Source organism: Deltaproteobacteria bacterium (assembly GCA_023382265.1).
Classification (GTDB): domain Bacteria; phylum JAMCPX01; class JAMCPX01; order JAMCPX01; family JAMCPX01; genus JAMCPX01.
The window spans coordinates 31,686-54,287 of the sequence record JAMCPX010000054.1 but is presented as its reverse complement, the minus strand read 5'-3'; the positions used below and the strand labels follow the sequence as shown (position 1 = coordinate 54,287).

At 39.5% G+C, this 22,602-nt stretch carries 19 protein-coding genes; 6 read left to right on the top strand and 13 right to left on the bottom strand.

Annotated features, from left to right (window positions below):
• Positions 1 to 98: 98 nt before the first annotated feature.
• The 7 genes from M1381_09700 to M1381_09670 all read right to left on the bottom strand — a co-directional run bounded on the left by M1381_09700 (position 99) and on the right by M1381_09670 (position 6,130).
• Positions 99 to 1,022, bottom strand: a complete 924-nt coding sequence (locus M1381_09700) for a radical SAM protein (GenBank protein ID MCL4479354.1) — start codon at positions 1,020 to 1,022, stop codon at positions 99 to 101.
• On the bottom strand, positions 1,019 to 1,663 hold the full coding sequence (locus tag M1381_09695) for a hypothetical protein (protein MCL4479353.1): 645 nt from the start codon (positions 1,661 to 1,663) through the stop codon (positions 1,019 to 1,021). The genes M1381_09700 and M1381_09695 overlap by 4 nt, the downstream gene beginning before the upstream one ends.
• Entirely contained in the window at positions 1,647 to 2,768 is a 1,122-nt protein-coding gene (gene carA, locus M1381_09690) for a glutamine-hydrolyzing carbamoyl-phosphate synthase small subunit (protein MCL4479352.1), read from the bottom strand. The genes M1381_09695 and carA overlap by 17 nt, the downstream gene beginning before the upstream one ends.
• A complete protein-coding gene (locus M1381_09685; protein MCL4479351.1) occupies positions 2,749 to 4,071 on the bottom strand; it encodes a dihydroorotase in 1,323 nt (440 codons plus the stop codon). Before M1381_09685 ends, carA begins: the two co-directional genes overlap by 20 nt.
• Positions 4,052 to 4,987: an aspartate carbamoyltransferase catalytic subunit gene (locus tag M1381_09680; GenBank protein ID MCL4479350.1), complete on the bottom strand. Its 936-nt coding sequence runs from the start codon at positions 4,985 to 4,987 to the stop codon at positions 4,052 to 4,054. Before M1381_09680 ends, M1381_09685 begins: the two co-directional genes overlap by 20 nt.
• Complete coding sequence (pyrR, locus tag M1381_09675; protein MCL4479349.1) at positions 4,984 to 5,526, bottom strand: bifunctional pyr operon transcriptional regulator/uracil phosphoribosyltransferase PyrR; 543 nt, start codon at positions 5,524 to 5,526, stop codon at positions 4,984 to 4,986. The genes M1381_09680 and pyrR overlap by 4 nt, the downstream gene beginning before the upstream one ends.
• A 232-nt stretch (positions 5,527 to 5,758) precedes the next feature.
• Entirely contained in the window at positions 5,759 to 6,130 is a 372-nt protein-coding gene (locus M1381_09670) for a hypothetical protein (protein ID MCL4479348.1), read from the bottom strand.
• Between the two features lie 265 nt (positions 6,131 to 6,395).
• On the opposite strand from M1381_09670, the gene rlmN reads away from it, so the two are divergent.
• The 5 genes from rlmN (at position 6,396) to M1381_09645 (ending at position 12,471) form a co-directional block, all read left to right on the top strand.
• Positions 6,396 to 7,436, top strand: a complete 1,041-nt coding sequence (gene rlmN, locus M1381_09665; GenBank protein MCL4479347.1) for a 23S rRNA (adenine(2503)-C(2))-methyltransferase RlmN — start codon at positions 6,396 to 6,398, stop codon at positions 7,434 to 7,436.
• Between the two features lie 57 nt (positions 7,437 to 7,493).
• Entirely contained in the window at positions 7,494 to 8,336 is an 843-nt protein-coding gene (locus M1381_09660; protein MCL4479346.1) for an MBL fold metallo-hydrolase, read from the top strand.
• Complete coding sequence (locus M1381_09655; protein ID MCL4479345.1) at positions 8,333 to 8,986, top strand: DUF5752 family protein; 654 nt, start codon at positions 8,333 to 8,335, stop codon at positions 8,984 to 8,986. Before M1381_09660 ends, M1381_09655 begins: the two co-directional genes overlap by 4 nt.
• Positions 8,987 to 10,204, top strand: coding sequence for a glycosyltransferase (locus M1381_09650; GenBank protein ID MCL4479344.1), 1,218 nt, complete (start codon positions 8,987 to 8,989; stop codon positions 10,202 to 10,204). It begins immediately after the preceding gene.
• A gap of 134 nt (positions 10,205 to 10,338) precedes the next feature.
• Positions 10,339 to 12,471 (top strand): bifunctional alpha,alpha-trehalose-phosphate synthase (UDP-forming)/trehalose-phosphatase, encoded by a 2,133-nt coding sequence (locus M1381_09645; GenBank protein ID MCL4479343.1) that lies wholly within the window; start codon positions 10,339 to 10,341, stop codon positions 12,469 to 12,471.
• Between the two features lie 57 nt (positions 12,472 to 12,528).
• Here M1381_09645 and M1381_09640 read toward each other — a convergent pair whose 3' ends face one another.
• Positions 12,529 to 14,535, bottom strand: a complete 2,007-nt coding sequence (locus M1381_09640; GenBank protein MCL4479342.1) for a cytochrome c3 family protein — start codon at positions 14,533 to 14,535, stop codon at positions 12,529 to 12,531.
• Between the two features lie 345 nt (positions 14,536 to 14,880).
• Here M1381_09640 and M1381_09635 point away from each other — a divergent pair, with 345 nt between their 5' ends.
• Positions 14,881 to 15,183 (top strand): RNA-binding protein, encoded by a 303-nt coding sequence (locus M1381_09635; GenBank protein MCL4479341.1) that lies wholly within the window; start codon positions 14,881 to 14,883, stop codon positions 15,181 to 15,183.
• A 353-nt stretch (positions 15,184 to 15,536) separates the two neighbouring features.
• On the opposite strand, the gene M1381_09630 is transcribed toward M1381_09635, so the two are convergent.
• The 5 genes from M1381_09630 to M1381_09610 all read right to left on the bottom strand — a co-directional run bounded on the left by M1381_09630 (position 15,537) and on the right by M1381_09610 (position 22,545).
• Entirely contained in the window at positions 15,537 to 18,794 is a 3,258-nt protein-coding gene (locus M1381_09630) for a UvrD-helicase domain-containing protein (GenBank protein MCL4479340.1), read from the bottom strand.
• 49 nt (positions 18,795 to 18,843) lie between these two features.
• Positions 18,844 to 19,422, bottom strand: a complete 579-nt coding sequence (locus M1381_09625; protein ID MCL4479339.1) for a LemA family protein — start codon at positions 19,420 to 19,422, stop codon at positions 18,844 to 18,846.
• Between the two features lie 2 nt (positions 19,423 to 19,424).
• On the bottom strand, positions 19,425 to 20,141 hold the full coding sequence (locus M1381_09620; GenBank protein MCL4479338.1) for a hypothetical protein: 717 nt from the start codon (positions 20,139 to 20,141) through the stop codon (positions 19,425 to 19,427).
• 19 nt (positions 20,142 to 20,160) lie between these two features.
• Positions 20,161 to 20,898 (bottom strand): TPM domain-containing protein, encoded by a 738-nt coding sequence (locus M1381_09615; GenBank protein ID MCL4479337.1) that lies wholly within the window; start codon positions 20,896 to 20,898, stop codon positions 20,161 to 20,163.
• Positions 20,899 to 20,961: 63 nt separating this feature from the next.
• Positions 20,962 to 22,545: a DHA2 family efflux MFS transporter permease subunit gene (locus M1381_09610; GenBank protein ID MCL4479336.1), complete on the bottom strand. Its 1,584-nt coding sequence runs from the start codon at positions 22,543 to 22,545 to the stop codon at positions 20,962 to 20,964.
• Between the last annotated feature and the right edge of the window lie 57 nt (positions 22,546 to 22,602).

Sequence of the window (22,602 nt, the reverse complement as noted above, 5' to 3'; positions counted from 1 at the left end):
TAGCAAACAATTCATGTTTAACATCTGTTAATGCTCTATAATTGGTTAACTTCTTCTTTTTATGTAATAAAGAATTTGCTTAATTTTTACTATACAATTCATTCCTGTATCCATCCGTTTTCCAATCCGTTTTTCTCAAGGCATTGAACCGCATGGATATATTCTTCGCGCGTAATCTTTCTTGAAAGCTCTTTATACTCATAAGCCCTGTTTGCAGGGAAATATTGATTCATAAGACTTATATAGGTATTTTCCGATATCCGTCCTGCTATAAATGCCATAGATTCACAGGTACCTGCAATACCATAAGGTAAAACAAGATGTCTTACAATCAAGCCATGTATTGCAATATCATTGCTATCAAGAATAAGCCCTCCGACCTGCCTATACATTTCAGCAATTGCCTGTCTATTCACCTCTACATAATCTTTTACAGATGAATATTTAAAAGCATAACGATCATCTGAATACTTTATATCGGGCAGGTAGATATCGATAATTCCATCCAGCAGTTTCAGCATACCGACTGATTCGTATCCGCCTGTATTATAAACAATCGGTATCCTTAGTCCTTTTAATGCCGCTCTGTAAATAGCCTCTATAATATGCGGTATAAAATGCGTAGGTGTTATAAGGTTTACATTGTGAACGCCTTGTGCCTGAAGCTCAAGCATCATATCTGCCAGATCTTCTATTGTATAATTAACGCCATTATTTTTTTGACTGATGGGATAGTTCTGACAGAACTTGCATCTCAGGATGCATCCGGAAAAAAAGATCGCACCGGAGCCGTTTATCCCTGATATCGGCGGTTCCTCTCCGTTGTGTACATTATAACTTGAGATGCGAACATCCCTTCCCAAAAGGCATACGCCCATTTTATTATCCAATCTGTTGGTCATACAATTCCTTGGACATACCCTGCAGAGAGAAAGGTATGCCTTAGACTCGTGGATCCTTTTTTCAAATTCACCATTTTCCATAAGATTAAGATATGACGGGTATAACCCGATAGTATTCATATTTTTGCCATATTGTTATAAATCAAAACAGGCTTTATCCAGTTATATTTTTTACTCTTCATGCTTAATAAGCATAATTCAAGCATCCTTTTAGAAAACAACCTCTTATCAAAATAATTAACAGTTTTTAGCTCATTTTTTATAATGGATGCTGCGCCGTATGAATGGGTACAGTATGTTGCAAGCAGTGCTGTGTTGGCATTGATATGCAAAAATCTTATACTAAGTATTTCATTATTAACGGGTATATTAATGTCATCATCCAGTATAAATTTAAACCGCTCACCAGTTCCGACATCGATGGCCGCATAATGATTGTGTTTTTTGATAATCCTATAAATCCCAGTGTATGAGTTTGCAAGTCCCCTATAGAGGGCTTCTTCTTCATAAGAAAAACTTAAGCACCTTTCAGAATAAAATACCCATGCAGGCGTATTCGCACTTTTGGCGAGCCTGTCCATTATAAACCAGTGTATAAATATCATAAGCCTTTGCTGATTCTCTAAATCATCATACGGAGGGATATGCATTATAGTATTAAACTCCTTACGTGCGGTATCCATCTCATCACCGAACCTTTCCAATGAATATTCATAAAGGCTTGTAAGCCCATTTTCTATATTTTTATAAATTTCTTTCATGAATAAGTTTTGCAAACTCTTCAAAGATATAACCGCTCTCCGTGGGGCCCGGCGAAGCCTCCGGGTGATGCTGCATTGAGAGTATCGGTTTATCTTTATGTACGAACCCTTCGAGTGTGCCGTCGTTCAAATTAATATGGGTTATATTTACCTTACTCTGAATTGATTCTGGTTTTACGGCGAAACCGTGATTTTGTACTGTGATCTCTATGCCACGGGTTTTCATATTGATAACGGACTGATTAGCTCCATGATGCCCGAACTTTAATTTTACGACCTCTCCGCCAAGTGCAAGTCCGAGTAATTGATGCCCAAGACATATTCCAAGTATAGGCTTATTACTCTTTATAATCTCTTTTGTATTCTCAATAACATATGAAAGCGCAGATGGATCACCGGGCCCATTTGAAAGCACAACCCCTTTATATTCATCTTTTAGCAGTTCTTGTACAGGCGTAGTGCATGGAAAAACCCTTGGTCTTAATCCCGCAGATACTAATGATCTTAGTATATTCTTTTTTATGCCGAAATCATACACCGCAACAGCCGGAGCAAAGCTGTTACCAATCTTTTTATAACCATGCTCAATTGTCCATAATGATTCGTTAAAATCATAAGGCTTTTGTGTTGTAATCTCTGTTACAATATCCCTCCCTACAAGTGGTGGTGAAAGTTTTAGCTCATTTTTGAGTTGTTCCTCTGATTCATCGAACGATGAAAGTATACCCATCATTGCACCCTTTGTTCTAATCATTCTTGTCAGCATCCTAGTATCGATGCCGCCCATCCCGATTATATGGTGCCTTACCATAAAGCTATCAAGGGTTTCATTTGACCTGAAATTTGAGGGGTAATCAATATACTCTTTTACAATTAAACCTCCTACGTACGTTTTATCAGATTCATAATCTTGTATATTTGTACCCACATTCCCGATCTGTGTATAGGTGGCAGTAAGTATCTGTCCATAATAAGAAGGGTCTGACAGTTCTTCCTGATATCCTGTCATTGAGGTATTAAAAACGACCTCACCGGTTGTTTTCCCTCTGTATCCAAATGATGTACCCCTGAACACGGAGCCGTCTTCAAGCACTAATATTGCCACTGATTTTACCTCCTACTATTGTCATAAAAGCCCTGCCTCTTAATTTCATGCCGTGAAAAGGCGTATTCTTGCCTTTTGATATAAATCTATTCCTATCTACAACCCATTTAATCTCAGGATCTATAATAGTAACATCCGCATCAGCACCTCTTACAAGTGTTCCTTTGTTTTTAAGCTTCATGATCCTTGCAGGATTTATTGATAAAAGCTGAACGAATCTTTTTTTATCTATAATTCCTTCATGAAAAAGCTTTAGCGACAATCCAACAACCGTTTCTATACCAGATATACCATTTAAAGATTTATCAAATTCTATCTCTTTCTCACCATGGCTGTGCGGTGCATGATCGCTCGCAATACAATCGATTGTCCCATCAGAAATTGCTTCTAATATTACCTGCCTGTCCTTTTCTGATCTTAAAGGCGGGTTTACCTTTGCATTGGTATCATATCCACTAACGGCAGATTCGTTAAGCATAAAATGATGAGGAGTTGCTTCGCATGTTACGGGTATGTACATTTTTTTTGCCCATCTTATGAGTTCAACCGAGCGCGAGGCGCTTACGTGTGCTACGTGAAGTCTCGATCCTGTCTCGTCCGCAAGTAATATATCTCTTGCTACCATAGTGCTTTCAGCACTTGACGGTACGCCTTTTAATCCAAGTTTGACCGCTTCAACACCTTCATTCATATAGCCTGCTTCACTCAAGGATAATTCCTCTGCATGATCTATAACGGAGACACCGAGCGGCTTAACATACAGAAGCGCCTTTCTCATAAGTGAAGCGGAAGCAACGGGCTTACCGTCATCCGAGATCGCAACCGCGCCTGCCTCAACAAGATCGTATATCTCTGCAAGCTCCTTTCCCTCACTACCTTTTGATACGGCACATATTGGGAATACATTTGTATAGCCGTACTCTTTTGCTTTTGAGATCATATACATTGTTACCGATTTATTGTCATTTACAGGTTTAGTGTTCGGCATGACACATATAGATGTAAACCCTGATGACGCACCCGCCTTTGTCCCTGTAATAATATCCTCCTTGTATTCGTATCCAGGATCCCTGAGGTGTGCATGCATATCAATAAGCCCGGGAACAACCCATTTACCGTTTGCATCTATGATCGTAAACTCCTCACCTTCATATCCTTTAACAACAGCCCTGTCCCCTTTTAATGTAAATGCCGACGGTTCAATAATACCTGCAATATTTTTTTCGTGTATTAATAAATGCGACTGCCTTTCCAGTCCCTGTGATGGGTCTATAACCAACCCGTTAATTATCAGTATGTTCATCTGCACCTCCTGCAGCTTTATATATAACAGCCATCCTCACTGCTACTCCGTTCTCAACCTGCTTTAATATCCGTGAATTAATACCATCTGCAATACCGCTCGGCAACTCAATCCCTCTATTTATTGGTCCCGGATGCATAACAATCACATCAGGTTTTGCAAGGCTCAGTTTTTGTTCGCTCAAACCAAAAAACCTTGAATACTCTCTGGTTGTGGGAAAAAGCCCGGATCCCTGCCGTTCAAGCTGTATCCTTAACATAATAACTACGTCCGCATCGGTAAATGCATCTTGCGGACTGTAAGTAACCTTTGCACCGAGACTGTTAAAATCATCGCTTATGAGTGTCGGCGGTGCAAAAAACCATACGGATGCACCGAGTTTGCTCATTCCGTATAAATCAGACCGTGCTACTCTTGAATGATAAATATCCCCGGCAATAACAATCTTTAAACCATCAATCTTTTTCTTCTCTTCAATGATTGTCATTATGTCGAGAAGCCCCTGCGTAGGATGTTCATTCGTTCCATCACCTGCACTGATAATGGGCGTTTTGAGATGTCTTTGAAGCAGTTCCATAACGCCCGATGAATAATGCCTTACAATAAACACATCTGGGTTCATTGATTCTATGTTTTTTGCGGTATCAATTGTTGTTTCACCTTTTGAAACACTGCTTGATGAGGAGGAAAAGTTTATCACATCCGCTGACAGCCTTTTGGCTGCTATTTCAAAGGAGGTTTTTGTCCTTGTGCTTGATTCGAAAAAAAGGTTTATTATCGTTTTCCCTCTTAACGTCGGCACTTTTTTTATGTTCCTAAACGATATTTCCTTCATTGAAAAGGCAGTGTCTACAATATTTTCGATCTCTTCTCTTGAAATGTCCTTAAGCCCGATTAAACCATTTTTGACATTCATTGAATAACCCCCTTTTCTATCAAATAAACTGCATCTTCATCATGTTCGCCTTCTTTAAATTCTACCTTTATCTCATCATCAACAGAGGTTGGAACATTTTTACCTGCATAATCGGCCCTTATAGGCAATTCTCTATGTCCTCTATCAACAAGTATGGCAAGTTGAATCACCTTGGGTCTTCCGAGATCAATAATCGCATCCATTGCTGCCCTTATTGTTCTTCCTGTAAAAAGCACATCATCCACAAGTATTATAAATGCATTATCTACAGGAAAATCTATCTCTGTTGATTTCAAAATGGCCCTGCCGGCCTTCATTGCTATGTCATCTCTATAAAGAGTTATATCGAGTGTACCAAGCTTTACAGGAATGGATTCATAAGATTTAACATAAGCTGCCAGCCTATTTGCGATAAATACGCCGTTTGTCCTTACACCTACAAAACATATAGGAATCGATGTATGCAATTCTATAATCTCATGTGCAATACGCTTCAACGCCCTTTCTATCATTTTTACATCCATTACTAAATTTTTCATAATCCCCTCTTAATAAAAAGATAGCCTTCCCGAGCTCAGGAAGGCTATCTTTAATTCATCTTTTTTTACAATCATATTTGCTCCTTGTTAACCTCTCAGGATCAACTTAAAGGATATTTTTCATCCAGTTAGAAAGCTCCGCCATTTATGGCGGATATAATACGATAAATTTTAAAGTCCTTATAAAAAGGGCGCGGTTTAAAGCCACATCCTTTCTAACTGGGTTTACTGCTTATCCGCCTGTTTCTGCTTTTGGATTAAAATGAAACTTTATTTTATAGTAGTCAAGTAATTTAACTTCCGCCGAATAACTTGCCGATATGGTTATGTCATTTGTAGCATTCTGCAATATACTGACATCATTCAATGTGATCGGTGCATGCATTGATGCCAATTGTTCTGCAATGTCCTGTTTTATCATATTAATGGGTGTAGTCTGAATCCTATCTGCATTCACCTGAAACATATTTTCCAGCTCAAAGTTTACGAGATAAACAGGCGCAATCTTTATAATTATATAAATTATAAATCCAATAATAAGCAAAGAAACCAATATGGTAAATTTTGAATTTCCGCTCTCTGCATCATTGAATGTTGTTTTCATAACCGCTATAATATAAATCATTTTAAGAAATGAAGTCAACAGTTGTATTTTTTAAGTTCCCGGGCTTGCTGCCACATGTTATTTTAAAAAAACATATAAAACCGATACTCCCTGCCCGCCATTACCGGAGGCTGCATATCTGAATTCTGAAAAAGCTTCACAATCCATATTAAAAATGGTAAAATAACAAAAAATATATGGAATTGTAAATATGACCATATGACAAGAAGTCAAGGCATAGCATAACAATACTCATATTATAACCATGGCAAAAACGGATATAAAAAATCTCTCAATAAAAGAGCTTGAACTGGCACTTAAAAAGCTCGGTATGCCCGCGTACAGTGCAAAACAGATTTTTGTATGGCTTTACAAAAAGCATGTCTCTGATTTTGAACAGATGACGAATATATCCAGGCATTCAAGGCGTTCGCTTTCAGAGCAGTTTGAAATCGCTTCCCTACGGACACTTGACAAAAAAGTCAGCCGGGACAATACAACAAAGTATCAGTTCAGTCTTAACGACGGCTATACAATAGAGTCCGTGCTTATACCAATGGGCAGATGGCATACTCTGTGTGTCTCAACACAGGTTGGATGTGCGCTTGGATGCAAGTTTTGCCTTACAGGCATAAAAGGGTTTAAAAGACAGCTAAGCACCTCAGAGATTACGGACCAGCTCGCGGTTGTTCAGGCTGAAAACCCTGGCACATCCATATCCCATATTGTATTCATGGGAATGGGAGAACCATTTGCCAATTATGACAATACCCTGAAGGCGATTGACGTACTGACATCGGAATACGGTTATCAATATTCACACAGGAGGATCACGGTATCGACGGCAGGGCTTGTTCCTCAGATAAAGAGATTTATTGAAGAATCAAAGGCACATCTTGCTGTATCCCTGAATGCTTTTTACGACGATACAAGAACGGCTCTAATGCCTATAAACACTACATACCCATTGATCTATTTGATAGACGCTTTAAAAGATTACCATAAGAAAAGGAAAGGCTGGATTACATTTGAGTACGTAATGATCAAAAACATTAACGACGGCATAGCCCATGCTATCCAGCTTGCAAAGCTTATCAAGAACTTTCCATTCAAGGTCAATCTGATTCCATTTAACGTACATTGGGGCGTTGATTATGAAAGGCCTGATGAAGAGCATGTACATGCATTTCAGGAATACCTTTTAAACCACAATATTGCATGCATGGTAAGAACAACGCATGGTGAAGAGATAGAGGCTGCGTGCGGACAGCTTGGAGGTATCAAAAACTTTGAAGGAGACAGCTAAATTAACATACACATTATCGATCTTAACTTTTTTAAGCCGAATTCAATAGCAAGCTTTTTGATAGAGACAGGCGAGGGTCCGGTATTGATCGAGACAGGACCAGACTCTACCTATCAAAACCTTGTAGAATCGCTTAAAACATTGGGATATTCTGTTAGAGACATAAAGGTGGTTTTTGTCAGCCATATACACCTTGATCATGCCGGTGCAGCATGGCATTTCGCTGACCAAGGCGCAACAGTATATGTGCATGCCAACGGTGCACGGCACATGGCAGATCCCTCAAAACTGTTTGCATCCGCAAAACAAATCTACAAAGACGATATGGACAGGTTATGGGGACAGATTAAACCAATACCTCCAGATCGCATTCACCCTACCGAAGACGGAGAGAGCATTAACATAGGAGGTGTAAAGATACAGGCATTTTCAACACCGGGTCATGCATCTCATCACAATGTTTACCTTGTAAACGGTATGATGTTCACAGGCGATGCAGGAGGTATACGTATAAAGGATGGGCCTGTTTTTGCACCCACACCTCCGCCCGATATAAATGTAGAAGTCTGGCAGGACTCTATTAAAAAGATGCGCCGGATAGCCCCGTCAGCACTCTACCTTACTCACTTCGGGATATTCAAAAATGTTGATGAGCACCTTCGAAGGCTTGAAGAAATGCTGCTGCAATGGACAGTCTGGATCGGAGACGGGTTAAAAAAGGGCAAGAGGGATGATGTAATCGTAAAAGAATTTGAGGTGCATTTTAAAGATTTGATACAGAAAACAAGCACAGACAATGGGCTTTTTGAACTCTATGAACTCGCGGACCCGGCATATATGAACGCACCGGGGCTTATCCGATACTGGAGAAAATTCAGAGCCGGAGATACGATTGAATGAAACCGTTTATATTTAGGCAATGCACAAACATACTGAAGTCCGCACAGAGAAACGCAGGCACTATCAAAGAGCTGGAGCATGGTATCAAAGAAGTAAGCGATGCGTCTATCTTTCATCATACCTATAAATATTTCTTAAAAGAACACATTCTTGAATATACAAATGACTTCTCCCAATGGGTTGGCGAAAGTCTGGAAGAACATACGCTTGCAGAGCACCTTTCCAGTGTGGATCCGTATGATTTCAATACAATATCAGCCCTGCGAGAAGAAATAGCGAGGGTAATCGATGATTACCTTGCACATTTCCCTGAACCACGGCCTTCTATGAAAGGCAATGAATTCTATTTTAACGAATCGGCAACTATTGTTTTCCCAACAGGGATTATAGCCCATAATCTCGCTGAATTTTTACAGGCTTTAAAATATGTGGACAGCAGTTCCATATACTACCATTTTTACGAAGGAAGGATCCATGGCATGCACGGACCGGATGACTTCTCCCTGTGGTTAAAAGAAGAGTTAAATGAAAAAGAACTTTCTGAAAAACTCGTGCACATCGACCCTTTTATGTATGATATTGAGGGCATGAGAAGGCTTATCGTTCAGATAGTCGAACAGAAGGTACAAAAGGATATGGAGACACTATAGATGTTACAACTGTCGGATTACTCGGGCATATCTCCAAAATCGGACCTCCAGCTTATCTCCAGGCTTGCAAACAAACTTTCGTCCAAGCAATTCCTTCATATAAACTCTACCAAGGCAGGCGGCGGTGTAGCCGAGATACTCGGCAGGATGACCCCGTTGTTGAGCAAGCTTGGCATTGTGGTAAGATGGGAGGTTATTCAGGGGGATCAAAGGTTCTTTACCATAACAAAAAAGATCCACAACAGTTTACAGGGGCTGCCTGAAGAGTTTACGGACGATATGTGGAAGTATCATGATGCCATCAACGAGAAGAATGCAAAAACACTGGATCTAAATGCCGATGTAGTATTTATACACGATCCGCAGCCTGTACCCTTAATAAAATTCAGGGATAAGGGGCTATGGATATGGAGATGTCATATCGATGTGGCCAATCCGGTCCAGGAGGTTTGGAACAGAATATCCGCTTATGCGGGCAAATATGACGCAGCGATTTTTTCGGTGTCGAAGTTTGCAAAACAAATGCCTTTGGATGAATTCATCATAACGCCGACGATAGACCCGCTGAGCGAGAAGAACAATGATTTGACGGCAGATGAGATCAATGAGGTGGCAAGCAGGTTTAAAATTCCTCTGGACAAACCTATAATATTGCAGGTTTCAAGGTTTGACCGGTTTAAAGACCCCAAGGGCGTTATCAGGGCATACAGAATGGTTAAAAAATATAACGAATGCAGACTGGTGCTTGCCGGCAGTTCTGCAACGGATGATCCCGAGGGAGAAGCAGTGATCCGTGAGGTGACAGAGTTTGCCGGCAGCGATCCGGATATCCACATTCTGCTGCTGCCGACGTTCAGCGATAAAGATATAAACGCCCTTCAGAGAATGGCAACCGTTGTGCTGCAGAAGTCCCTGAAAGAGGGTTTTGGACTGACGGTTACCGAGGCAATGTGGAAAGGCAAACCGGTTATCGGAGGTAATGTAGGCGGTATTCCTGCACAGATCATCGATGGCGTTACCGGATTCCTCGTAAACTCGGAAGAAGGATCCGCCTTCAGGATCCGGCGTATACTGAACAACCCCGATATGGCAAGCAAAATGGGCGAAAATGCAAGACAGTATGTGCGCAATCATTTTCTTATCACACGGCAGATACGTGACTACCTGTTCGTGTGGTATGCTATGCTAAACAAATCAAAGACTTCTATGGAACTGTGAAATGAAAGGTAAAGGATTACCCTATTGTGTAATACCCCTGTTAGGTGTGGTAAATCCCCCCTGCCCTCCTTTAGAAAAGGGGGGAGAGGGGAGAGATTTGAAGTTCCTTTCAAACCCTTCAGTAAAGGATTACAATGAGATTGATAGTGGTCTCCAACAGAGAACCCTATATCCATAGAAAAACAGGCAATAATATCAGTGTAGAAAAACCCGCGGGAGGGCTTACATCCGCCCTTGACAACGTCTTAAAAACCTTAAACGGGATATGGATAGCATGGGGAAGCGGCAGCGGGGACAGAGGGGTTGTAGACGGGCGTAACTGTGTCTCCGTCCCTCAATCCGGCCCTTCATACACTCTGAAGAGGGTGTGGCTCAATCAAAACGAGGTGGACAACTATTATGCAGGATATTCCAACAGGGTCCTCTGGCCGTTATCACACCTGACACTGGACAGGGTTTACTATAAAAAGCAGTACTGGGATTACTACAAAAAGGTAAACCGGAAATTTGCAGATGCCGTGATTGAACAAATGGAACAGGCTATCACCGGTACCGCCGTATGGATACACGATTACCATCTATGCCTTGTTCCTCTGTTTATCAAAGAGACGCTCCCTTCGGTAACAACCGGACATTTCTGGCACATTCCGTGGCCGGACTGGAGTACATTCAGGATATTGCCGCAGGCCAAAGATATACTCGAAGGATTGCTGGCAAACGATCTCATAGGCTTTCAGATACCATTGTTCGTTAAAAACTTTATGAATTGTGCCCGGGAAGGTTTGAACGCGGATATCGATTATGAAAGCGCATCCGTCATCTATCACGGGCACAGTACCCGGTTAAAATCATTTCCTATAAGTGTCGACTTTGACAGCTTCAGTTCCATGGCTCTCTCCAAAAAACAACATTCAATAAACCACTTAAGGTCGCAACTCGGTATAAAGGATGGATATACCGGAATAGGCGTCGACAGGCTGGAATATACAAAGGCATTATTGAAAAGACTTCAGGCAATCGATCTTTTTTTTGACAAATATCACAGTTTTATAGGAAAATTTACCTTTATCCAGATTGCGGTGCCGACTCGGTTAAGCGAACCGTATATAAGTTATAAGAAATCCGTGGAAGAGCTTATACACAGGATCAATGATAAGTACTCGACAGGTGCATGGAAGCCCATTGCATACATTACGACGAAGATAGAGCATAAAGACCTCGCTCTGTATTACCGCATAGCGGATGTTGCCATAATAAGCTCTGTATACGACGGCATGAACCTTGTCGCAAAAGAATACATCGCATCTCAGGTAGATGAAAAGGGTGTTATCATACTTAGCGAATTTGCCGGTGCATCGGAGGAACTCACCGGGGCTTTGCCTTTGAATCCTTACGACATAGAGACCTTTGCCGAAACTATCAAGAAAGCCCTGCTTATGCCTGTCGAAGAAAAGAGGAGCAGGATGAGGGCACTGCGCGAACATGTTAAAATCAATAACCTCAGGAGATGGACAGACGATTTTATCGGGGCGCTCGGGGAATGTCATTCGTCCGTACAGGGTGCATCAAACGGTGTTTTCCTGTTTTTCGATTATGACGGCACGCTTACACCCATCGTAGATACACCCCAGGCCGCAGTACTGGATGAAAGTATTCGCGATATACTCAACAGGCTGAAATCGAAGTATCCGGTAGCGATTATAAGCGGCAGGAAACTTGCCGATATAATGGACAAGATAAATATAAAAGATATTATCTATGCTGGAAATCATGGAGCAGAAATATGGGACGGCAGTACTATAGTCACCAAAGGCTACGAACCTTCCGATGCCGGACTGTTAAATGAATTCAAAGAAAAAATATCCGCGGCGTTGATAAATATAGACGGCGTTTTGGTGGAAGATAAAACCATTACCCTCGGTATCCATTATAGGAATGTACGGCAGGAGAATATAAAAAAGATGGTTGAAAAATTCTGGAATGTAGCAGATGGGTATATGGATAAACTTAGAATAGTGACAGGCAAAAAAGTGTTCGAGGTAAGGCCACTCAATGTATGGAATAAAGGGGACGCCGTCGTATGGATACTCAAAAACTTTGGTGCAGGGAAAATGCCCATTTATATCGGTGATGATACTACCGATGATGATGCATTTAAGGTGATAAACCAAATGGGCATCTCCATAAGTATAGGTAAAAACAGCAATGCATCGTGTTACCTTGAATCACAAACAGAGATGAAAATATTTCTTGAATGGATCATGTAAGACCACGCCCTATACAATTATTATAATCTTACCCCCATATCTTATCTATGCATCTTTCTATATATACTGGTCTGTTTCCGTATTGCTTGTCCCTGTCTGCTTCTTTGATTGATGTTTTGCGAGTTCCAGCGGATGTTCTTCTTCCATTAGATTTATAGAAATTTTGCCGGTAAAAATAGAGGTATTCAATGGATACAGTACCGGATTGAATATAACCCAGTAGAAGTGCCAGAATATTATCGCAAGGGTAGCCAGAAGCGCCTCATAGAAATGAATTAAGAGGAACAGGTTCAACCACCATAAGGGTATATATTTGAGTATATCTGTTTTGAACCATAGGGCCAATCCCGTTACCCCCATAACAGTGTTGCCCCACGCGAGGGCCCAGTATTCGAATTTTTCAAAAGGTGTAAATCTGCCAAACGCGGGTTTCTTGTCCGTTCTCCCTATATTGTAGAAGAACAACTGCAGTGTACCTTTTATATCATCAATAACCGGTAACAGCTCTTTAAATTGTTCTCTGCCTCTCTCTGTAGCAGCCATCAGTACGACCTGAACGAAGAATACAATGAGCAATATCACACCCGATACCCTGTGAATCCACGCCCTTATCAGACCATTGTCAATGTGTGTAATCCATGAGCTCCACCACTCATTGGGCCAATGGTATGCAAAGCCTGTATAGGCAAGGAGAATAAAACTGATAAAATTCAATGTATGCAAAACAATTTCAGTTTTGTTGAATCTTATATAATCACCTTCGTCCGGAAGCCTTGTTATACCTTTTTTGTTCCTGTCGATGGTCTTCCGGACAAAGTCCGCAGATACAAAAAGAATCATTCCGAGTATGGTTATCGTGATAAGCCATATATATGCTGTCCTGACAATATTGATTACCCTGCTACCAATACCGGTTGGTCCATGGATTTCTTTGAGATGTTTTATATCTGCCTTTGTAATACCTGGATGGCATTTGCCGCACGTATTGGATAGATTGGCAGGATATACCGATGATTCAGGATTGGACGGACCTAAAACCTTATGCGCCCTATGACATGAAGCACAATTAGCGGCTATAACGCTGCCACCTTTTATCATAATACCATGAAAGCTGCTCAAATAAGACGATAAGCTAACAGCGGGTAGTCCGAAATTCTCAGACATTGTTATATTACCATGACAATCAGTACAGGTTTTGGGGATATTTAATGGATAGATTGGTGAGTTGGGGTTATTTTGTGCCAGTATAGCATGTTCTGCATGACAGTCTGTACATACCGGTGCATTGGATATACCATTCTCAAAAGACTTCCAGTGAGATGATTGTATGTAATTTTCGTATTGCTCCTGATGACATTGCCCGCATGTTTTTGGTACATTTGTCTTTGCAATAGTTGATGTTGTTATGTTGGGCGGTAAGATATCATGGACACCATGACAGCTTGAGCAGGTAGCAGCAGGTAAACCATCCTTTAGCGCTACAGCATGAATACTTTTTTCATAAAGTTTATACGGGTTTATAACAGGGATATTGTACCGTGTGGCAAACTCTTCACTGTTATGACATTTGCCGCATGTTGATGGTAGATTTTGAGGATAAACAGTGGAAGAAGGGTTGTCGGCGGAAAGTATATCGTGCCTGCCATGACAACTCCAACAATAGGCAGCCCCTGTTATACCCATTGCTACTGCTTTGCCATGAATGCTGTTTTTGTATTTACTTTCAACATCGCTATGGCATGCACCGCAATTCGGCAGCGGCAGCTTCTCAGGATGCGGAAGGGATTTTATGCTTGAATGACAGTCGGTGCATGTTAAACCCGAGTGTACGGACGCCTTTAAGTGATCTGCATCAACATAAGGGATTCCCTCGGTTTTAATACCATGGCAGGTCAGACAATCACTGCTTGAGAATAACGGTTTTTTCCCTGTTAATAAAGAAACTTCACTATGAGTCACGGATTGAGCTTTTTTAATGTTTTTAGCATTTGCAGATAATACTGTTGAGAATGTAAGCACAGCCACAATGGTTGTTAACATCATATTCGTTTTTCGTAATTTCATATTTAGCTCCTTTATTGTATACAAAATACCAAATACAATAGCTGTCAAGTTGATTATCTTAAAAAGAATAGTCATAAATTGTGTTTACAGCTACACAGGCTGGCCGAGAATAACATTTTTACCTATTTTGACTTGTTAACTATTTGATTTTATTGATGTTGATTTTGAAAAATCTGAATTCTCGGTCGGCCTTTACATACTTGACAAAGAATTTTATTTGATGTAATTAAATAAATATTATGTTACTGCCATTAAAATAACAGCGGGTTCTGGTTTTTAATCGTGACTCTGTTTTCTTTTACTTTTATATAAAAATAAGTCATACTTAAAACAAAGGAGAAAAAAATGCTAAAACTGTATGTAGGCAATTTGACGTTTGACACCACAGAAGAAGATGTAAAAGGGTTGTTTGAGAAAATCGGAGCGGTTCAGAGTGTTACCATAATCAAGGATAAGTACTCGGATCGCTCAAAAGGTTTTGGATTCGTTGAAATGCCAAACGATGAAGAGGCTAAGAAAGCCATTGAACAGGTGAACGGCACTGACTTCAAGGGAAGAAGCATCAAGGTAAATGAGGCAAAACCAATGGAGAAAAGAGATGGTCCAAGAAAAGGCGGGTATGGGAGCAGCAGAGGTGGATACAGATAAAAAATTCGTTTATTGTTAACCTGGTAATTTTGTTATCATAAAGTTACTCAGAAAAATGGACCCTCTCTAAAAGCTATGGAGAGGGTTCCTCTAAAATAAATGCACTTGAAGTAAGCAGACCTTTACTTGGCTTGCAGCAGAATGGATTATTAAAGACCTTAAAATGTTGTAATTTTAAAGCCGGGTTAGATGCCATTAAACGGAGTGGTAAAAACCGATTATCCCACATTGAAATAGCAAAGGGAATCTTAGTGCGGTTAAGAATTCAAAGCAAATGGATAAGTAATCATTTATTGTTGCTAATATGAAAAGGAATTGTCCGGTTTCGATCTCTTGTTCCTGTATGCTTCAAATCATCTGACTTCTTCAACCCTATTATGATCAACGTACAATAGATATCCTTTTATCCGTCTGGTAGGATATATATCCGAGATTATATTCATATATCCTCTCACCTGTTTTTTGTGTTTTTCAATATCCTTTAAACCTCCAGTTTTATAATCTACAATGATTGCTTCATCTTGAGTTACAATCAATCTGTCTATTCTTTTTAACTCGCCATGCTTGTTTACAATCTCTTTTTCCTTAAAAACATTTGCAGATCGCCCAGGGGTAAACCATGCTTTAACCTCTTCTGATGTAAGGACCTCTGTTAGCTTATCGATAATGTCTGACTGATTTTTGATTGTCTCATTCTTGATCATGTCTAAGAGCCCTGATATCCGTTTCCCTATATGCTCATCCACAATTGTTATCCTCGAAAGGATATCATGGATGATGTTGCCGCGCTTTTCTTCTTTGTAATTTTCAAGACTGTCCATGTCAGGCTGTTTTATGAATATGTGATCCTGCCAGCGGGTAGATGCCCGTACCTTTGCCGTAAAAACATCCTCTTCTTCCTTCCCCTGTTTTTTTAAAACAATATGTTCACCCTGCTCATACCTGCCGTTTGTATCAAGCTTGTGTTCAAACAATGTATAAACCGGGTCTTTTTCATCCTGTATAAAAATGTAGAGTTCTTGTCCGGCCCTGGTTAGTGCCACATAAAATGTATTCAGCTCATCTATAAATGATAATGCCTGATCCTTAATGTAAGCCTTAATAGAGGGATCCTCTTCGTTTATACTGTTTAAGATGCTGCGATGCATTTTATTAGAATAGGACAAATTAAGTTTATCATTATCTTCTGTTATGAACATGCTTTGTTGGTCATTGCCTTTACTTTTAGGATTTAATGATACAAATGATACAGAAGGAAGGATCACAACAGGGAATTCAAGCCCTTTTGCCTTATGTATGGTCAAAATCTTAACAGCATCCCCGGATGACAGATTTACAAAAAAGCTGTTATCATTCTCTTCTTTAGTATTCCAGTATTCAAGAAAACTATAAAGATTATTCTCGCCCTTATCCTCTCTTTTTTTTAGCATCTCAAGTAAATGCATAAAAAAGCCTATTGATGTACTAAAGTTTTCATGGACATTGAATCGTTCGATAAACTCGTTAACAATATCGTATGCCGGGAGATATCCAACCGCATTAAACAATGGTCTTATAAACTCATCCCACAATTGAACCTGCCATTGTTTAAAGGCTATATAGAGATATTTGGATCCTCTTTGTTTCACAAACCAAGCATGCATATCGTTGGTCTGTATTCCGGATACCGTATTGAATATCTCTCCGGTAATAAACCCGGCAAAAGAGAGGTTATCGAGAGGGTTATTTAAAAAGCTTAAAAAAGATATTACTTCATCTATTAAATGATGCTTTCTGATGTCCAATCCCTGCACCGACTGCACAGGAATGCTTTTTTGTTTTAGTTTGCCTGAGAGCGCTTCTATCTGTTCGTTTTTTCTGACAAGTACAGCAATATCTGAATAGGCTGTCCCCTTATCATGCAAGTCTACAATAACCTCATCGATTCTTTTTATGTAAACATCTTCATCTTGGGCAGGTTCAACGGCATCTGCATCTGGAGGTGTTGAAGCATCAGCATTTGATTGCTCGTCTTTTGATTCAATATGTTCAACCAACACATACCCGCCCTGTTTTTGTGTTTTATTGTTTTGTGCTACGGCCTGTCCTGAACCTTTGTATGTGTCATTAATAAGCTCTATAATCTGTTTATTTATCCTTAATTTGATCTGCTCTTTTTCGTTATCAACAATCATCCTTTTCAGATAATCAGGATGGAATGTTTCATTAAAGAAATTTACAAGTAATGCTGTTGATCTGTAATTGGAACTCAACTGCTTTATATAAATCCCTTTCAGGATGTGGACTATTCCTTCATCTTCTATAACCTCGTCAAAAAGGCTTGAATCGCTGCCCTTGAATCTATAGATGGATTGTTTTTTATCCCCAACATAAAAAAGAGAGCCTCCATTTGAAAGGGCCTCCATTAAAAGGTCCTTTATATTATTCCATTGTGCCCTATCCGTATCCTGAAATTCATCAATAAAATAATGAAATATCCTTTCACCGAGATTAAAATAGATTTCCGGTACGTTGTATTTATCTGTTAGTTCTTTAACGTATTTGTTTATATCGTCTATTAAAATTTCGCCTCTTGCCTGCGTAATCTCATGAAGCGTTTTTTCTATATTTATAAGGATGTCATGATAAGCACTGTAACGGCTGCTATCAACCGTAATTAAAAGATCAAACAACAGCCATCTTATATTGTCCCATGCATGCTGGAGCTGGTCCCTAAAGTGTTTACTCTGTTTTTTTAGAATATATTCAACATCATGCTGCACCCATAGTTTATTTGAGAAATCATTGCTATCGATTTTACCGATCAGATCATCTTTACCGGGAAGATATTTTGTTTCAATATTTTCTTCGGCTATAATATCATAAAGGTTATTAACAGCCTTCTTGAATGTATATTTTTTTTTGTCTATCTCTTCCCGCGTTATTTTTTTACTTTCAATCCTTTTACATTTCTTGTTTTCCAGATATCTAAACCTATTCACAAGATTGATAATATCTTCACGCGGGTAAAAACCAGTTTTGCCCTCTACATTAAGATAGATGTCAAGAAACCTTATAAAAAGCTCTTTCACAGCCGGATTTGTTTGAATTCTTGACAGAAGGTCATCAACAGCATATTCTATATACGGCATAGCATCTATAGCTATATCAAAATCGGGCTGTAGATTCGTTTCCCGTAAAGATGCCACAATGATGCTTCTTAAAAAGCTGTCAATAGTACGAACCTGGAAATCCGTGTAATGTCTTATGATTTCCTCAACGAGTTTATCCGTAGCCTTTTGAAAGTTTTTATCGCCGAGATTAATAGATTTAAGCTGCTTTAATATCTGCTCTCTTTCTGCTGCTTGTTTATCATCTTTTAGAGCAGGAATTGCAATAAGCTTAAGCTGCCTTAGTATGCGCTCCTTCATTTCATTGGCAGTCTTGTTTGTGAAGGTAATGGCAAGTATACTTCTAAGATTTTTATTTAATATTTTCCCGGAATCGGATAGCAAAAACTGGACATACCTTAATGAAAGACTGTGTGTTTTACCGGAACCTGCTGAGGCAGCAAGCTGAAATACATGAGGGAACTCAAGCTCTGTTTCTTTGCTTACAACATCTTCTGACATCTTCTCCTTAAATCTTTAACCTGAACATGTAAAAATAAAAACCGTTATTTTAGAATTTAACCGTTGGCACTTTATTTGCATTTTCTGTTGCTTTGAAATAAACCTCTTTTGGCGCATATCCAAACATACCCGCAATGATATTTGTAGGGAAGCTTTTAACGGCAACATTATAAGCCATTACAGCATTGTTGTATCTACGTCTTTCAACCGCAATCCTATTTTCTGTACCGGCCAGCTCATCCATTAAACGATTGAATGATTTATTTGCTTTAAGGTTCGGGTAATTTTGTACAACCATAAGTAACCTGCTCAAGGCACCGTCAAGCTGGTCGTTTGCTGCAAATTTATCTTTTGGTGTTGTTGCCCCGGCGAGTTTGGCTGTTGCATCTGCGACATGATCGAATATTGCCTTCTCATGTTTTGCATAGCCTTTAACTGTATTAACAAGGTTTGGGATTAAATCAGCACGTCTTTGCATAACAGTTTGAACCTGTGCCCATGAATTATTGATGTTCTCATTCAGAGTAACCAAACGGTTATAACTACTTGCAAATGTCCCAACTGCTATCAGCACTAAAAGGACAAAAATCCCAAGGGTTATAAGCACAGCTATCAATTTCTTGCTCATACTTATTTGCTCCTTTCAATTGTTTCAATAAAATCTAAAACCTTTACTATTGCATAAATATAACCATCCATCACGGTATACACATCTGATTTTTTTAATCTCTCATTACCCTGTCTTACGCTAAGCATCTTTAATAAACCGGACGGCACAAAGCCTATAAACTGTGAAAGTTTCTCTATCGTATCTTTTTTACGGGCAGGTATTTCTTGATCTTTCAGCCTTAAAACACCCTTAAACAAGGCAACGATCCCCGGCAGTGTATTTAGCATAATCTCCTGCACACGCCTTCTTGAGCTTTTATTAAATAGTGACTGCCTTAACAGCAAAAGCTTTGATTTAAGTTCATATTCACACTGGAAGCGGAGATTCGTCTTATCAATCTGTAAATCCTTAAAAGGATCATCTCCATAAACAACCGTATGATTCTCTATGATATCAAGCATCTCTATAGGAAACACATCTTTGTATGAACTTATATCATTTTCTGTAAAAATGAGCGGTGCAGGATTATCATTTTTCAAAAACCATATTATCTCTTTGCCAAGCTTAATTATATCATCCGTATGTACATCTTTGACTAATACAATGGTATTAATATTTGAGTACCGTTTATGATACTCGCCTGTATGTGAAGATCCGTACATTACAAAGCTTATCAGTCTTGTATCAAAAACCGATTTTAACGTATCAAGTAATCTTTTTAATATATCTTCATGCATGACAACCTCCTATAAAGTCCTACCAGCCTCCGGACGCGCCGCCTCCGCCGCTGCTACCACCGCCAAACCCGCCGAAGCCTCCACCGCCACCGAAGCCTCCACCGCCACCGAACCCGCCGCCGAAACCGGATCCAAGAAAAAACAGGGTAAGGAATGGGTGTCTGATTGCAAAGTAAATAAATATTACAAACATAATTATACCAAGAATAAGATTAAATGCATTTGATGACTTTGCCGTCGAAGAAGAGGCATGTTTTGATATGTCCCCTTGTTTTATGGAGGTATTCAGCCTCTTCATTATACCGAGTGTACCGGCTAATATACCCTGTGAGAAATCACCTTGTTTAAAAGCAGGGATTATGTCGTGTCTTATTATAACGCCTGCATCTTCGTCGGTAAGACCCGGTTCAAGTCCGTAGCCAACCTCTATTCTTACCTTCTTTTCTTTTATAGCAGCAATAAGCATTATACCGTTATCAAGACCTTTTACACCGACTCCCCAGTGATGGAAAAGCCTGTTTGCATATTCATCAATGCCCATGTCACCGGTATTTTTAACAGTAACAACGGCGATCTGTATATCCGTTGCCTTATTGAATTCACTTATACTCGAATTAAGCTGAGATACTGTGGACGGATCCATGATCCCTGCAAAATCATTCACATATCCGACATAAGAAGGAAAATCATAAGCCTTTGCAGATGCAGAAAACAAAAGTATGAATAAAGTACCTAATAATAAGTAAATCCTTTTCATATATAATGATGAATTAAAGTCATAAAATCTATAAGTCAACAGATAAATTATTCTTATTAAGGTTTACATTTCTATAAATTCAATCTCTTCTTCAGTTTTTTTATTTTTTTTCCTATAAATAATATTTCGAAGTAGAAGTGCCGGTATAATACCTGCTAAAACAAATAAGCCGGCTATCAAAAAGGCATCATCAAATGCATTGGATTGAGCCCATAGATGCAGATATGCAATAAACGAGCCTCTTGATGCGATCGAGGCATTATATAAAGTAGCACCTCTATTGATAGTATAATATGCAATCCTATTCAATAGCTGCTTTGTATATGGATAAGTAAAACTCAGGTGTCCCGCGTAAGTTGACATGTAGAAATCTCCCCTGCTCTCTAGTATTGTTCCTAACGTAGCAATACCAAGAGAACCTCCAACCTGCATAATAACATTCAATACTCCTGAGCCAAGATTTATTTGCTCTTTAGGAAGTGAATTTACGGCAGTACTTGTAAGAGGTGCCATTAAAAAACCTATACCAAAACCCCGCATAACCAATCCAATAACTATAAAGCCGTAACTTGAGATTATGGATAAGGATGAAAAATAAAACAACGAATATGATGTTAACAAAACGCCGAACAAGATAGGTATCTTTGGTCCTATCTTATCGGTCAGTTTTCCCGCCAAGGGCATAGCAAAAGGGACTGCTAATGCTTGTGGAATAAGTAATATGCCGGTTAATGTGGCGGAATAACTCATCAGGTTCTGGAAGAACAACGGCATCAAGAAAACGGTACCAAACAAGGCAATAGATCTTATTACACCAAGTATATTAGACATAACGAAATTATAATTCTTAAATATTCTGAGATCTATGATTGGTTTTTTTACAATAAATTCTGTAGCGATAAATATCCAGAGAGAGAAGTAAGATACTATAAATAATGATAGAATATAACCGGATGACCAGCCTTTTTCCTGTCCCTTTTCAAGCGCGACAAGTAATGTGCCAAGGAACAGCCCAAAGGTAATAAATCCGATAAAATCAAAACTCTTAAGAACATTGATATCACCTTTTGACGACTTAAGGATTGTTAAACCCCAGAAAAACGCAAGCACACCTATAGGAATGTTTATATAAAATAGTGCATGCCAGCTCACATGATCGAGCAAATATCCGCCAAGTGTTGGACCTACTGCAGGGGCCGCTGTTACACCTGCTCCCCATATACCAAGTGCAAGTCCTCTTTCCTCTTTTGGGAAAACCTCTGCAATCATTGTCATACCTGTAGGCATTATATCACCTGCTCCAACAGCCTGGAGGAGTCTGAAAGCTATCAACGATTCAAGACTCCATGACAAGCTGCACAAGAATGAACCTATCACAAATATCATCAGCTCGAGCAAAAATGCGACCTTTAATCCAAGCAAATTCCTTAACCATGTTGCAAGCGGCATAAGTATTGCAAATGCAAGCATATAAGCCGTAACAACCCATTCAACCTGCTCTGTGTTTACTCCGAATGCGACCATGAAATGCGGCAGGGCAACATTAACGACAGAGTTATCCATCACACCCATGAAGCTGCCTATCATTACTATTGCAAGCACCCACCACTTGTAGGATGCATCATTATGATTGGTATTATCTTCCATTTGTATTTGTCTCGGACGGTATTTTCTTTTAAATTAAGGCTGCTGCCCTAAAGACCT

Bases quoted from the DNA above. Each gene is read 5' to 3' on its own strand.
- M1381_09700 (MCL4479354.1), bottom strand. From the start codon at position 1,022: ATGAATACTATCGGGTTATACCCGTCATATCTTAATCTTATGGAAAAT.
- M1381_09695 (MCL4479353.1), bottom strand. From the start codon at position 1,663: ATGAAAGAAATTTATAAAAATATAGAAAATGGGCTTACAAGCCTTTAT.
- M1381_09685 (MCL4479351.1), bottom strand. From the start codon at position 4,071: ATGAACATACTGATAATTAACGGGTTGGTTATAGACCCATCACAGGGA.
- M1381_09680 (MCL4479350.1), bottom strand. From the start codon at position 4,987: ATGAATGTCAAAAATGGTTTAATCGGGCTTAAGGACATTTCAAGAGAA.
- pyrR (MCL4479349.1), bottom strand. From the start codon at position 5,526: ATGAAAAATTTAGTAATGGATGTAAAAATGATAGAAAGGGCGTTGAAG.
- M1381_09670 (MCL4479348.1), bottom strand. From the start codon at position 6,130: ATGAAAACAACATTCAATGATGCAGAGAGCGGAAATTCAAAATTTACC.
- rlmN (MCL4479347.1), top strand. From the start codon at position 6,396: ATGGCAAAAACGGATATAAAAAATCTCTCAATAAAAGAGCTTGAACTG.
- M1381_09655 (MCL4479345.1), top strand. From the start codon at position 8,333: ATGAAACCGTTTATATTTAGGCAATGCACAAACATACTGAAGTCCGCA.
- M1381_09650 (MCL4479344.1), top strand. From the start codon at position 8,987: ATGTTACAACTGTCGGATTACTCGGGCATATCTCCAAAATCGGACCTC.
- M1381_09645 (MCL4479343.1), top strand. From the start codon at position 10,339: ATGAGATTGATAGTGGTCTCCAACAGAGAACCCTATATCCATAGAAAA.
- M1381_09640 (MCL4479342.1), bottom strand. From the start codon at position 14,535: ATGAAATTACGAAAAACGAATATGATGTTAACAACCATTGTGGCTGTG.
- M1381_09635 (MCL4479341.1), top strand. From the start codon at position 14,881: ATGCTAAAACTGTATGTAGGCAATTTGACGTTTGACACCACAGAAGAA.
- M1381_09630 (MCL4479340.1), bottom strand. From the start codon at position 18,794: ATGTCAGAAGATGTTGTAAGCAAAGAAACAGAGCTTGAGTTCCCTCAT.
- M1381_09625 (MCL4479339.1), bottom strand. From the start codon at position 19,422: ATGAGCAAGAAATTGATAGCTGTGCTTATAACCCTTGGGATTTTTGTC.
- M1381_09620 (MCL4479338.1), bottom strand. From the start codon at position 20,141: ATGCATGAAGATATATTAAAAAGATTACTTGATACGTTAAAATCGGTT.
- M1381_09615 (MCL4479337.1), bottom strand. From the start codon at position 20,898: ATGAAAAGGATTTACTTATTATTAGGTACTTTATTCATACTTTTGTTT.
- M1381_09610 (MCL4479336.1), bottom strand. From the start codon at position 22,545: ATGGAAGATAATACCAATCATAATGATGCATCCTACAAGTGGTGGGTG.